We start from the raw sequence: 13,315 nt of genomic DNA, 5'->3' as shown, positions 1-13,315 counted from the left end.
CATCTGCGCATACTCCGTGTTTTTTGGATCAGGCTCAGGATACCGTCTGCTGGCTCAGGGTTGCACTGATCACTTTGTAATATTTCTTTTGCAGTTCACTGAGCCGCCAATCTCGGGGGCTGCAAGGCTCCGGAGATTGATGTAACAAGCCGCTTAGCAAGCCAGTTGCAGCGTCAGCCTCCGCTGCTGGATTATCAACATGACTGGCGTAACGTTGCGCCGCCGGCACGTATTCCGGATACGCCAGCCTGTCAGGCGCCAATGCCACGCACCCAGACGCCATGGCCTCCAACACCGAGAGCCCCTGAAAATCATGGAGGGCGGTGGAGATAGCCACATCGGCTTCGCCCAGCAAACGGTCGTAATCCGACCTGCTCTGCAGATACCCCCAGTTCACAATGCGCTCCTGGTGACGCACACGTATAGCCCCGAATGCCTCGGGCTCCTTACGAAACTGCTCACCCACCACACTCAGCCTGAAGTTCTGGCCGGCCCCTGCAAGCGAGTCCAGCAACAGAGATAGTCGGTCTGGCGCCTTGTCGTATTCCCAACGGTGATTCCATAAGAGGTGGGGACACTGTGGGTTGATCGGCGTATCTCTTTCGACAAACAAGCGATCTTCGATCGGTACGGGAACCACCTCGGATTTTGCACGAATACCATTCAGCAGGCCATCGGGAAGCCCGTCCGGCATCTTTTCCAGGAAACGGCGGGCGCCGTCCAGAAAGCTGTCCCGGTTCCAGGTGCTGTTAAAAAGTACTTTATCTGCCGCAACGGCACTGTAGAGGTTGACGATTTTCGGCTCTGCACTGGAATGCTGCCTGCCGGAATCCGGATAGGCGAACTGGTTCTCGTGCATGTAAAGAATGGTGGGCGTACTCGCCAGATGGGGATGAAACCCCTTCAGGGACGCAAGATCCACCATGGAGGTGACGATCAGCAGATCATAGTCATCCTTGAGCGCTGGCTCCTGCAGCCAGGTCAGTGCGTTGCCGCGGATCCGCCAGCGGAAAAAACGGGGCGGGAGCGCCAGAACCTCCCAATCGAAGTCGGGCTGGCTGGCCACCAGTTGTTCACGCCAGCGTTGATGGCTACCGGCGTCGTAGGCGGACAATAATAGAATGCGGGGCTGGGCTGTCGATGGCATCCGCGCATTCTGCCATCATTCCCGGTTCGACAACCACACACTTTGATAGGGCTTGAGGGTCAGGCTGCCAGACAGGTCGTCAACCTTCAGACCGGAGATCAGGTCCTGCCATTGGTCGGTTCCTATCAGGTTAATGTCGCCAAGAGACACCTGCTGGACCTCATCGGTGATGTTGTGAATGCAGAAAATGGACTGGTCACGACGCATGCTCTGGCGCCAAAAGCCGAACAACTGCAACCCGAGGTGCAGGGTGAACTGGGTGGCATTGGGATGAAATGCAGGCTGCTTGCGGCGAATGGCAATCAGGCGTTTGAGCTCGGTGAACACTTTGTGGTGATGACTCAGCGGGTCCGCCAGTTCAGCTTCCAGCTTATCCAGATTCCACTGCCCACGGTTGATGGAACGCAACCGACCGGTGTTCTCCACCCGCTCATGGTCGTTCTCAGTGCCCAGCAGGCTGTGAATGTAGAACGCGGGAATCCCTTCCAGCGCCAGCATGACCGTATGAGCGCAGATAAAGCGGTGCAACTGCCAATGGTCAGCGCCTCTCTCCGCTGTTCCCTTCAATGCATCAAACAGCGCTACGTTCATTTCATAGGGCTGATCCTTGCCATCTGGCGTGCGCCGATAGGACACCTTCCCCCCAAAAGATTCCATGGTGTTGATCAGCCGTAGCTTCTCTTCTTCCGTCAACAAGCCGTCCGTTGGGCGCAGGCCCACTCCATCGTGGGAGGCAATGAAGTTGAGGTAGGTAGTACCCATCTGAGCGGGAGGCATGCTCATCAGCCAGGTTTTCAGGTGGCGGCAGTTGCCGGTGACCAGGGTGTTGATCAGCAGCGGTGGTAGTGAAAAGTTGTAGATCACATGAGCTTCGTTGGCGTTGCCGAAGTAGGTCAGGTTCTCGCGATTGGGAACGTTGGTTTCCGTAATCACGACGCTCCCAGGAGTGTGGTGCTCTATCAACAACCGCAGGACTTTGATCAGTTCATGGGTTTGCTGCAGGTGGATGGACGGTGTTCCTATCTCTTTCCAGAGAAATGCCACCGCGTCCAGCCGGAAAATGGTCACGCCCCGCTCCAGGTAATAGCGGATGATTCCCACAAACTCGTTCAGCACCTGGGGATTCGCAAAATTCAGGTCCACCTGGTCTTCACTAAACGTACACCATACGTATCGTTCACCATCGTCCGTCTGTACGGCGTTAAGCAAGGGTGATGTGCGGGGACGGACCACGGCGCTCAGGTCATCCGTGGGTCTGGCCTCGAAGAAATAATCTTTGCCCGGGTCAATCCGTTTTTTGAAGTTCTCGAACCAACGGCTGCGGGCCGACATGTGGTTGATCACCAGGTCCGCCATCAACTTGTAGTCGCTGGCCAAACGCTCGATGTCATCCCAATCACCATGAGATTCATTCACCGCCAGATAATCCATAACGGAAAAGCCATCGTCCGAGCTGTAGGGGAAGAACGGTAGGATGTGCACGGCGGACACGGTGTCTTTCAGGCAGTCGTCCAGAAACCGGTACAGCGTTTCGAGCGGCTTTTCATCATTGCGTTGAACCGTGTCTGCGTAGGTGATCAGCATGACATCGGATTCGTCCCAGTTGTTCTGGTGGGCCGGCGGTGCCGGTGTATCTGCGGCCACTCCCATGGTTTCAAGCAGTTGATCCGCAAGAAAGCCCGTATCAATTGCCGGGTAAACCACATCCAGCATCGTGGTGAGCTTGTGATGCAGGGTGTTGCTCATGCTACCGATACTCCTCATTGTCCAGCTCCACGGCCTCAAGAAGCTGCTGCTTGATATCCGGAATGGCACTGGTGACCCGGTTCCAGCTTGGAATGAAGGGGGTATCCATGGGGTTGTCCAGAAAATAGGCCCCTGCCCGCATGACATTCTGCGCAAATAACTCCACCGCTTTTTCTTCCTTGTGGCGGTCAAAGCTCAGCCCGTTGATCACTGCGTCGCTTTGGTAGGTTTCAACAAAGTCGAGGGCAATGCGGAAGTAGGCCGCCTTGATGGTGCGGAACTTTTCGTTGGAAAAGATTTCACCATTGGTAGCCAGTTTGCGAAACAGGGCTTTGCTGATGTCCGTGCTCATTTTGGACAGGCCGCGGCTGGCGTCCTCCGGTGATAACTCCTGATGCTTATGATCGTAGGTGTCAGCGATGTCTACCTGGCAAAGACGGTTGGTCGCGTAGTTGCGCTTCATCTCCGAGAGCACGCCCACTTCCAGCCCCCAGTCACTGGGTATGCGCAGGTCGTTAATGACGTCGGTCCGGAACGAGAACTCCCCCGCCAGGGGATACCGGTAGCTGTCGAGATAGTCCAGGAAGTCGCTGGGGCCGCACACCTTCTTCAGCGCACGAATCAGCGGTGTGACCAGCAACCGGCTAACACGACCGTTCATTGAGCCATCCGCTACCCGGGCGTAGTAGCCTTTGCAGAACATGTAATTGAAACCGGGATTGGCCACCGGGTAGATCAGCCTTGCCACCAGGTCACGGGAATAGGTCAGGATGTCGCAGTCGTGGAGGGCCACCGATTTGCTCTTGCCTGAGGCGAGCACGTAACCAAAGCAATACCAGACGTTCCTGCCCTTGCCCATTTCTGTGGGCGCCAGGTTCTGCTCGCGCAGTTGCAAATCCAGCGCTTTCAGTCGGGGGCCGTCGTTCCAGAGCACACGCACATGCTGGGGCAGCTCGGAGAAGTATTCCAGGGCGTGCCGATATTCCTCCTCGTTGGCGCGATCAAGGCCGATGACGATCTGCTCGAGGTACGGCACTTTGGCGAGTTCTTTCACAATGTTCTTAAGGGCCGGGCCTTTCAGCTCCGAGTACAGGGATGGCAGCACCAGCGACATCGGCCGTTCCTTGCGGAACCCCATGAGTTCACGCTCCAACTCTTCCACCGGCCGGCGGCATAGGTTATGAAGGGTTGTAATGATGCCATTCTGGTAAAAGTCGCCCATGGCGGCTCTCCTGTGGTTAGTACCCGGTTTCAGTAACCGTACTCAATCAGCAGATTCAGCACGCATTCGTTCCACCCCGCTGGGCCGGCCTTGATGGACCGTATCGCCCGGCTCTGTGAGGGCAGGGACACACTCTCGGAGTGAGCGCCCCGCACGATAACTGCAATATCCGCTTCCTCCAGCATGTGTTGATCGTTGGGGCTGTCGCCGAGTGCGATGGCAACCAACCGTTCCCACACAAAGTGTTCCCTGTATTTACCCAGCAAAAAACGGACCCCATCGGCTTTATCGAAGGTGCCCATGGCATGGAGAAAGCGACCGCCCTGCACCAGGCGGCAGCCCTGCTCCCCCAGTTTCTGGCGGAATCCGGCCAGGGAATCCTCGTCTCCCTGCCACAGCATTGGCTCTGTGCCGGCCCGGTCTTTCGCCAGTTCTGCTTCGGATTCAGAGAGGTTGGCGTGCCCGGCCAGCTCCGCCGGGCTCATATCCGCAAAACTGCGGAACTGAAAACCCTCAGCCCGACATTTCTTCAACAGTGCCAACACCTCATCCCGGGATGCCCCAAAACTCTGCACTTGCTCGGAGCCCGGTCCAAAACAGTTCGCCGGGATAACAACGGCGGCGCCATTTTCAACGATGAAAGGTGCCGTGTTTCCCAGTTGCCTCCTCACGGCCCGAATCTCTCCAGCAGTTTTACTGGAATTGAGGACCACCGGAATATTCGACGCCGCCAGCCTCTCAAGCGCAGGCCTTGCCGGTGACCAGTCGTAACTGTCGTGGTCCAGAAGCGTGCCATCCAGATCGGTAAATAGAAGCAGTCGGGGTTTAGGCATGGCAATTCCTCTACTGTCGCTGACGGATCAGCGGTTCGCCGAAACTATGGTCTTCACCCACATTGATCACGCAATCGGCGCGGGCCGGCATTTCTTGCAGGCTGGCACGGGTGATCCGCTCGTAATGCATGATGAATCTGGCAATCTCCTCATCATTCATGATGCGCAACTCGGATTGAGCTCTTTCGTTCGCGGGGCCCTCTTTTGGTGCAGATGGAGATCGATCCCGCAACTTGTGCTCCTGCAGGGTGCGCCATGCCAGCACGCACTCCATGGAGGGCGCCCGCAGCATGATCAGGCTGTCAAACTGGCTGAAAAACCGGCCATATTCGCCTTTCAGGCAGCTATTGACGTTTCGACGCCATAGGCCTTCAGGGTCCTCAGACCGTTCCAGTTCGTTAACCGGCTCCAACAACTCCTCCTCACTGCCCGCTGGCACCGCTCCCACGCACCAACCTTCCAACAGGATGATGTCGGCCCCGCCCTTGAACACAGGCCACTGGGCTTTCGGGCAACGGTCGTCCCGGGACTTATCAAACGCCGGAACGGCGGTTTCCGTGTCTTGGTGGGCGGCTTTCAGTTGGTCAATAACGTGCTGTCCCAGCGCCAGGTCGTGGGTGCCGGGAACGCCCCGGGTTATGAACAGCGGGTGGATTTCACTTGCTCGCTGTTCCCGCTCTGCACGGGTGAGATAGAGGTCGTCGAGGGAAAAGCTGGCCGTGGGAATTCGATAGTGATGGGTCAGCAGTTCCCTGAGGAACAGGGTCAGGGTCGACTTTCCGGTGCCCTGGGCGCCGTGAATGCCTATAACGATGGGTTCATTTCGGGCCTGCTTGAGGCTGTGCAGGTGTTGGGCCAGGGGTAGGATGGTCTTTTTGACGGTGTCGGCGTAGGAATCGGGAAGGGATTCCTGTTTGATCAATGTACGGATGGTGTTGGTCAATTCGGGTGAGGACACGGTTGACGGTTTCCCTGTTGGTTTGTGTTGGGTTTTGCAGGTTTTGTACCAATTGGAGTATAGGCAGTGGTTTTTCGGATTGTGGGAGATTGAGGTTATCTGGGACACTGACGCTATGAGCAGCAACCAGTTTAAAGTCGAACATCGTTATCTTGAGCTTCCGGACAGTTTTTACACCCGGGTGCCGCCCACGCCGTTGAAGGACGCACGGATGGTGTGTTTTAACCACGACTTGGCCGGGGAGATGGGTTTTCACGCGCAGAACCCCGATGACTGGACCGGCATTGGTGCCGGGACGGAATTGCTGGAAGGGATGGACCCGGTGGCGATGAAATACACCGGGCATCAGTTCGGAATGTACAACCCGGACCTGGGCGATGGCCGTGGATTGCTACTGTGGGAGACGGCTGGCCCTGATGGCCGACGCTGGGACTGGCATCTGAAGGGAGCAGGGACAACGCCCTATTCCCGATTCGGGGATGGCAAGGCGGTGCTGCGGTCGACCATTCGGGAGTATTTGTGCAGCGAGGCGATGGCAGCACTGGGGATTCCGACAACCCGGGCGCTGTTCATGGTGAGCGCCAAGGACCCGGTGCGGCGAGAGTCGATTGAGACGGCGGCATCACTGGTGCGGGTGGCCCAGACGCACATCCGTTTCGGGCACTTTGAGTTTGCGGCGCATCACGAAGGTGAGCAGGCTTTGAAAACCCTGATAGAACATGTAATTGCGCTGCACTTCCCTCACCTGATTGATTTACCGGAGGATGAGCGCTACCAGAGGTGGTATGTAGAGGTGGTCGAGCGCACGGCGCGAATGATTGCAGACTGGCAGGCAGTGGGCTTCTGCCATGGGGTGATGAACAGCGACAACATGTCGATCATCGGCGACACCTTTGATTATGGCCCCTACGCGTTCCTGGATGATTTCGACGCCGGTTACATCTGCAATCATACCGACCAGGGCGGACGCTACGCCTACAATCGCCAGCCCAACGCTGGGTTTGTGAACTGCCAGTATCTGGCGAACGCACTGCTCCCAATCATGAACGAGGACGATGTACGACGGGGGCTGCGGCGTTACGAACTTGCCTACAACGAACGCTTCCTGCAGAACATGCGGGACAAGCTGGGGCTGGCCCAGGAAGACGAATCCGACCTCAGCCGGATCATGGATACCTTCAGCATGCTGCACGAACACCATGTCGACTACACGCTGTTTTTCCGGGGGCTGTCCAACCTCACGTCCAAAGGCTCTTCGCCGATCCGCGACCTGTTTGTGGATCGCAATGTGGCGGATGATTGGATCGAGCGGTATGAACGACGCCTGCAATCCGAGACCCGCGCCCATGACGAGCGGGAGTACCAGATGCGCACCGTGAATCCGAAGTACATTCTGAGAAACTATCTCGCGCAGCAGGTGATACTGGAAGCACAGAACGGCGACTACGAGCCGATGAAGGAGTTACTGGAGGTACTGAAGAAGCCGTTCGACGAACAGCCGGAGTTCGAACAATACTCAGCGCCTCCCCCGGACTGGGGGAAGCACCTGAGTATCAGTTGTTCTTCCTGAGTTCGAGGGTCACACCGCCTTGGCGGTGATGATCTTCTCGTGCCACTCAGCAGGACCGGTCTGGTGGACGGAGGAGCCCTTGGAATCCACCGCAACCGTAACGGGCATGTCCTCTACCTCAAACTCATAGATGGCTTCCATACCCAGTTCTTCGAAGGCAACCACTTCTGCATTCTTGATAGCCTTGGACACCAAGTAGGCAGAGCCACCAACAGCCATAAGGTAGACGGCGCCGAACTCGCGGATAGCGTCAATGGCTACCTGGCCACGCTCTGCCTTGCCGATCATGCCGGTGAGGCCGGTTTTCTCCAGCATGGTGCGGGTGAACTTGTCCATGCGGGTAGCGGTGGTGGGGCCAGCGGGACCAACCACTTCCTCGCGTACCGGGTCGACCGGCCCCACGTAATAGATGAAGCGACCTTTCAGATCTACCGGCAATTCTTCACCGCGCTCGATCATATCCACCATCTTCTTGTGGGCAGCATCGCGGCCAGTCAGCATCTTGCCGGAGAGCAGTACGGTTTCACCCGGCTTCCAGTCCTTCACATCTTCTGGTGTCACCGTATCCAGATTGACACGGCGCACGCTGTCGCCCACTTCCCAGGTGATTTCCGGCCAGTCATCCAGGCTCGGTGGCGTCTGCAGTGAGGGGCCGGAGCCGTCCAGAACGAAGTGCGCATGGCGGGTGGCGGCGCAGTTGGGAATGATCGCCACTGGTTTGTTGGCGGCGTGCGTGGGGTAATCCTTGACCTTCACATCCAGAACCGTGGTCAGGCCGCCTAGACCTTGGGCGCCAATGCCCAGTTCGTTGACCTTATCGAACAGCTCCAGACGCAATTCCTCTGAGCGGTTGGAAGCGCCACGTGCCTGCAGATCGTGGATGTCGATTGGGTCCAATAGGGATTCCTTGGCCAGCTCCATCGCCTTTTCGGCGGTGCCGCCAACACCGATACCCAGCATGCCTGGCGGGCACCAGCCGGCGCCCATCTGCGGCACCATTTTCAGTACCCAGTCCACCACGGAGTCGGAGGGGTTCAGCATGGCGAACTTGGACTTGGCCTCGGAACCGCCACCCTTGGCAGCCACATGCACATCCACGGTATTACCCGGCACAATTTTGTAGTGGATGATTGCAGGCGTGTTGTCCTTGGTATTGGTGCGCTTGCCATCCGGATCGGCCAGGATAGAGGCACGCAGCACATTATCCGGGTGCATGTAGGCCCGGCGAACGCCCTCATTGATAATATCGTCCAACGCCATGTCGGCATCCCATTGCACATCCATACCGACCGTCACGAACACCGTAACGATGCCAGTGTCCTGGCACAGTGGCCGCTTGCCTTGAGCACACATACGGGAGTTAATCAGAATCTGTGCCATCGCATCCTTCGCCGCCTGAGACTCTTCCTTGTTGTAGGCCTCATGTACAGCCTGAATAAAGTCTTTAGGGTGGTAATAGGAGATGAACTGCAGCGCGTCCGCTACGCTCTCAATCAGGTCGTCCTGGCGGATTACGGTGGTCATAGGCGTCTCATCAGGTCTGGTTTATCTATTAGGGGTTATAAATGTGTCTAAAAAGGAAGCGCGAAGTTTACCAGAAAATCCGAAACCAAGGGACCAAACCCGGCGCGAACGTTTTTTACGACAAACTTGCCTAAACGGATACGAAAAAATGTAACATCGCGGGTATCTTCGACATAAAAACAGCAGGAGACACCGTGACAGACCTCGTCCTAACTGAAAAAAAGAACCATATTTTAACCGTCCGCATTAACCGCCTGGACCGCAAGAACGCCCTCACCCACGATATGTACACCGCCCTTGGTGATGCAATCGAACAGGCCCGCGACGACAGCGACATCCGCTGTATTCTATACACCGGAAGCGATGAGTGTTTCACCGCCGGAAATGATCTGGGCGATTTTGCTGCAGGCTTGCCTGGCGAGTTTAAAGACACCCCTGTAGGCCGGTTCCTGCTCTTAATGGCCAGCACCAACAAACCGATCGTCGCCTCAGTAAATGGCCCGGCCGTGGGCATCGGCACCACCATGTTGCTGCACTGCGACATGGTGTTTGCTGGCAACAACACCCGCTTCCAGATGCCGTTTGCCAATCTCGGCCTATGTCCGGAAGGCGGCTCCAGTCTGCTGTTACCCTCCTGGCTCGGCCGAGTACGCGCCGCGGAATTGTTGATGTTGGGCGGCGCATTTACAGCCGAAGATGCTCTGCGCATGGGCCTGATCAACCGGGTGTGCGAACCGTCACAAACTGAAGCCACAGCCCTGGAAGCCTGTGCCCGGCTTGCTGCCCAGCCACCCGCCGCCGTCCGCGCTACCCGTGAACTGCTTAACCGCGCCAACGGTGATGAGCTGAAAGCCGCCATGCTGGCCGAAGGTAAACTGTTCGCAGAACGCCTGAAGTCACCGGAAAATGCTGAAGCCATCAAAGCCTTCACTGAAAAGCGGAAACCGGATTTTTCAAGCTTCAGCTAGGCTGGCTACCCCTGCCCTGAAAGACTCGACAAAAGCCCTGGGGCCAACTATTTTTCAATGAAGCCGAACTCCGACCGTGCGGGTAGGCTCCCAATGATCAGAATCACACTTTAGAGCGATCAACTGTTGCTTTACTGCCGCTATAGTCAGAGTTACAGAAATTGGGCACAGAGCGCTGGCCAGAATTTCAGACAACAGCTAAGCAAACCAGGCCACTGACAACGGGTTTACCGGGCCAGACCGGCCCCGTCAGCTGCCGAACATAACGACACAACAACAGGAAAAGGTTCCACCCATGTTCAAGAAAACTCTAATAAGTCTTGCCGTGGCTTCTTCCCTTGGACTGACAGGCTGCTTTGACAGCGCCGGTTCCGGGTCCAGTAATGCGGATCCGGATTACAAGATCAACAACCCGGACTTCACAGGGCGCACCTGGCCGATCTTCGATCCATTAGCCGGCAACCTACCTATTCCAAGTGACCTTAACTTTGACTCTGCCCAAGGTGACGGTACCTTTGGCGTTCCTGATAGTCAGCCACCGGTTACAACGGCTCTGAATGAGCTGAGCGGTGCTTCAACGGTTGCGCCAGCGGTGATTGCCTTTAACGGCCGAATCGATGCCGACACCGTCGTCACCGGTGAAACGGTCTTCCTGATCGAGCTTACCTATGCCAGTGGCGACCCTGTACAAGGTCTGGGTAACCAGGAACCGCCTGCCCCAAGCGCTGCGCTCAGCCTGCCGACGCCAGCCTATCGAGCCGACGTAGTGACGCTTGATGGTAACTCTGCGATTCGAATTCTGCCATTGGAGCCTTTGAACCCACGCAAACGTTATGTCGCGGTCGTAACCACAGGCATTGAAGACGTTAATGGCGACGCTATCGTTCCATCTCCTTTCTACGGAAGCCTGTCGGACGAGGAGCAGCCTCTCGGCAACTCGGCTCTGGCACCCGTTAAAGCGCTTATCAACGGGCTTTGGGAGCCAATCGCTGCAGCCGCTGGAATTGCAGAGGAAAACATCGCTCTGAGTTACAGCTTTACCACGTCCAACGATGAGAAAGTGCTGCAGTACATTGCCGAACCAGCAGCCTGGTTTTCCGATCAGCTCAAAACTTTCGTAAAAGTGGCTGCTGCTACCAGCGCGCAAGAGGGTGGAGCTTCAAGTTATGCGGAAGTCGCCCCCGTAGTACAGGGTGCAATGGGTGCGTTCCCGGACGTTCCTGTTAGCGAAACTGAGACCTTCCGGGATGTTTTATCCGACGTGTTTGCTGGACCTTGTAATGGAGTGGCGAGCGGACAGGCAGCTTTTGACTGCACCGGCGTAGCCATTACATCTCAGCTAGTGGGCCTGAATGCTGACACATTTCCAACCCCAATACCTGGGGTAAACCGTAACGGTGGAGACTTCTCTATTGATCCGAGTTCGGTCTCCCCTGTCGGGCTTGTCTCTGCTGTTGCAGGTGCAATTACCGGCTCTGACGGCGTTCTTGCTGCTCAGGGCACCGTCAATCTGCCATATTTCCTGGCAGACAGCGCCCCAGGCGTTGTAACAGACTCCTGGAAGGCTGATTCTGCTCTGGCTGGTGGCATTAACGACCTGTTCTCCGGCGTGAGTGATGAGCCTCTGTTTGCACAAGGCAATCCAGACGTATCAACCGCAGTGAACTATATCTTCCCGTTCCCGGAAAGAACGGTTACTGGTGGCGTGGACGTTCCTGTTCTGGCTCTCTATCCCTCTGATGGCAACATAAACGGGGCCGTACTTTACCAACACGGTATTACGACCGACCGAAGCGCTGCGCTGACCTTTGGCACTGCGCTGGCCGCAAATGGCTATGCTGTTATAGCGATTGATCAGCCACTCCATGGCGTAGCTGCATTCACAGACGCGGAACAAGCAGGTCTCGCCGACCAATTATTGACCGGCGCGGGGCTTGAAGTTAACGAAACGAATCGTGGGGCTCTGATCAACGGGCAACTTTCCCTGGGTCTTCTTCAGCAACTACGCGGCGCAGGATGCACTCTGGATGCCGACGACGCCACAGCTGTCATGCAGGTCTTGGGTGGCGCGTGCGACGGTACCGACGCTACAGCTGCTGCATCGATGGCTGGACTGGTCGCCATTGAAAACACTGTCGCGAATGCGGGAAGTACTATTCCCGGCCTGGCACCGCAGATTGGCAATGAACGCCACTTCGGGCTCTACGCGCCGCAGCCGAGCGTTCCAACACCGATCGACTATGACGCAGGTATGGGTGACTCTGGCAGTCTGTTCATTAACTTGACCAGCTTCCTCACTAGCCGGGATAACAGCCGACAAAGCGTAATGGATCAGATGAACCTTCGTGCCAGTCTGGCAGATCCGAACCCCGGTACAGCACTGGAACTTCCTGGCACCGATAACACTCTCGTTATCTCTGCTGCGACTCCCATGTACTTTGCTGGTCACTCTCTCGGCACAATTACCGGAACGCCTTTCATTGCCAGCGTGAACGAAAACCAGGTATCGGACATCATGTTCACCGCGCCGGACGGCAGCTCCTCTATCCCATCAGCAATTAACGATGTTCAGTCCGCCAGCCTGCTGACTCCCGGCGGTGGCGTTGTGCGCCTGCTGGAAAACTCGCCCTCATTTGCACCACGTATACTCGCTGGCCTCCAGCAGGCAGCTGGTCTAGAACAGGGCGACTCTGGCCTGGAAACCTACCTCAATGTGTTCCAGGCTGCCTACGACACAGTTGATCCCGTCAATTTTGTCGACAATCTTGCAGACAAAGGAACGCCGACACTGCTTTCACAGGTCGTTGGAGATACGGTTATTCCAAACGGCGCGGACGAAATGCTTTGGGGAGTTCCACCTCTCGAAGGCAACCTGCCGCTCCAGGTTTCACCGACTCAAACCATTAACGTGACCGTTGACAGCTTCAACGCGCCTCTAGCAGGTGGCTTCCCGCTGTCCGCACCGTTTGACGCGAACTGCTTCGTGGAGTACGACGCCGATGGCGCCAACCACGGCACCCCCACTTCTGCAGACCCCGCAAGTGTGTTTGCACAGATGGTTGGTGGCACTGTCGCCCTCTACATGGGTGGAGCATGCCCTCCAAACTAACAAATACACAACTTTGATATGACAGAACACCCTCAAGCAAGTGCTTGAGGGGCAGGTTGTAAGCACAAACCCTCGTCACCTTGGCGGGGGTTTGTGCTTTAAGGTAAGCGCCTCCCCAAAAGTATGATCGACACCTACTAGTTAGTGCCCCAAAGAACTCACCCAATTGACACTCTATAGCTCCGCCTTACAGGGATACTAGAGCACGGTTAGAAGGCATTTTTGTTCTTGGACAGGA

At 56.5% G+C, this 13,315-nt stretch carries 9 protein-coding genes; 3 read left to right on the top strand and 6 right to left on the bottom strand.

What is annotated here, in order from left to right; genetic code table 11:
• Positions 1-34: 34 nt before the first annotated feature.
• The 5 genes from AC0B60_RS02285 to AC0B60_RS02265 are packed head-to-tail and all read right to left on the bottom strand — an operon-like array spanning position 35 to position 5,906.
• Positions 35-1,147 (bottom strand): tRNA-queuosine alpha-mannosyltransferase domain-containing protein, encoded by a 1,113-nt coding sequence (locus AC0B60_RS02285; protein WP_465083656.1) that lies wholly within the window; start codon positions 1,145-1,147, stop codon positions 35-37.
• Between the two features lie 15 nt (positions 1,148-1,162).
• Entirely contained in the window at positions 1,163-2,893 is a 1,731-nt protein-coding gene (locus AC0B60_RS02280) for a sugar phosphorylase (protein ID WP_465083654.1), read from the bottom strand.
• Between the two features lies 1 nt (position 2,894).
• Positions 2,895-4,115, bottom strand: a complete 1,221-nt coding sequence (locus AC0B60_RS02275; protein ID WP_465083652.1) for a glycosyltransferase family protein — start codon at positions 4,113-4,115, stop codon at positions 2,895-2,897.
• Between the two features lie 29 nt (positions 4,116-4,144).
• The gene (locus AC0B60_RS02270; protein ID WP_465083650.1) at positions 4,145-4,948 is read right to left on the bottom strand and encodes an HAD-IIB family hydrolase; all 804 of its coding nucleotides are present in this window, start codon (positions 4,946-4,948) and stop codon (positions 4,145-4,147) included.
• Between the two features lie 10 nt (positions 4,949-4,958).
• Positions 4,959-5,906, bottom strand: a complete 948-nt coding sequence (locus AC0B60_RS02265) for a hypothetical protein (RefSeq protein ID WP_465083649.1) — start codon at positions 5,904-5,906, stop codon at positions 4,959-4,961.
• A 115-nt stretch (positions 5,907-6,021) separates the two neighbouring features.
• Between AC0B60_RS02265 and AC0B60_RS02260 the strand changes: the two genes are divergently transcribed.
• Positions 6,022-7,476, top strand: a complete 1,455-nt coding sequence (locus AC0B60_RS02260; protein ID WP_465083647.1) for a protein adenylyltransferase SelO — start codon at positions 6,022-6,024, stop codon at positions 7,474-7,476.
• Positions 7,477-7,485: 9 nt separating this feature from the next.
• Here AC0B60_RS02260 and AC0B60_RS02255 read toward each other — a convergent pair whose 3' ends face one another.
• Positions 7,486-9,000, bottom strand: coding sequence for a fumarate hydratase (locus AC0B60_RS02255; protein ID WP_465083646.1), 1,515 nt, complete (start codon positions 8,998-9,000; stop codon positions 7,486-7,488).
• Positions 9,001-9,194: 194 nt separating this feature from the next.
• Here AC0B60_RS02255 and AC0B60_RS02250 point away from each other — a divergent pair, with 194 nt between their 5' ends.
• Together AC0B60_RS02250 and AC0B60_RS02245 are read left to right on the top strand one after the other, a co-directional pair.
• Positions 9,195-9,968 carry an enoyl-CoA hydratase gene (locus tag AC0B60_RS02250; protein ID WP_465083644.1) on the top strand — a complete coding sequence of 258 codons (774 nt, stop codon included), beginning with the start codon at positions 9,195-9,197 and terminating at the stop codon, positions 9,966-9,968.
• A gap of 295 nt (positions 9,969-10,263) precedes the next feature.
• Positions 10,264-13,077 (top strand): hypothetical protein, encoded by a 2,814-nt coding sequence (locus AC0B60_RS02245; RefSeq protein ID WP_465083643.1) that lies wholly within the window; start codon positions 10,264-10,266, stop codon positions 13,075-13,077.
• Positions 13,078-13,315: the final 238 nt, after the last annotated feature.

This window comes from Marinobacter sp. V34, assembly GCF_055524115.1.
Note: the sequence above shows the minus strand (reverse complement) of the source record. Positions and strands in the feature narration are given on the sequence as shown.

Excerpts from the sequence above, each read along its gene's own strand:
- AC0B60_RS02260 (WP_465083647.1), top strand. The coding sequence starts at position 6,022 with ATGAGCAGCAACCAGTTTAAAGTCGAACATCGTTATCTTGAGCTTCCG.
- AC0B60_RS02280 (WP_465083654.1), bottom strand. The coding sequence starts at position 2,893 with ATGAGCAACACCCTGCATCACAAGCTCACCACGATGCTGGATGTGGTT.
- AC0B60_RS02275 (WP_465083652.1), bottom strand. The coding sequence starts at position 4,115 with ATGGGCGACTTTTACCAGAATGGCATCATTACAACCCTTCATAACCTA.
- AC0B60_RS02255 (WP_465083646.1), bottom strand. The coding sequence starts at position 9,000 with ATGACCACCGTAATCCGCCAGGACGACCTGATTGAGAGCGTAGCGGAC.
- AC0B60_RS02245 (WP_465083643.1), top strand. The coding sequence starts at position 10,264 with ATGTTCAAGAAAACTCTAATAAGTCTTGCCGTGGCTTCTTCCCTTGGA.
- AC0B60_RS02285 (WP_465083656.1), bottom strand. The coding sequence starts at position 1,147 with ATGCCATCGACAGCCCAGCCCCGCATTCTATTATTGTCCGCCTACGAC.
- AC0B60_RS02270 (WP_465083650.1), bottom strand. The coding sequence starts at position 4,948 with ATGCCTAAACCCCGACTGCTTCTATTTACCGATCTGGATGGCACGCTT.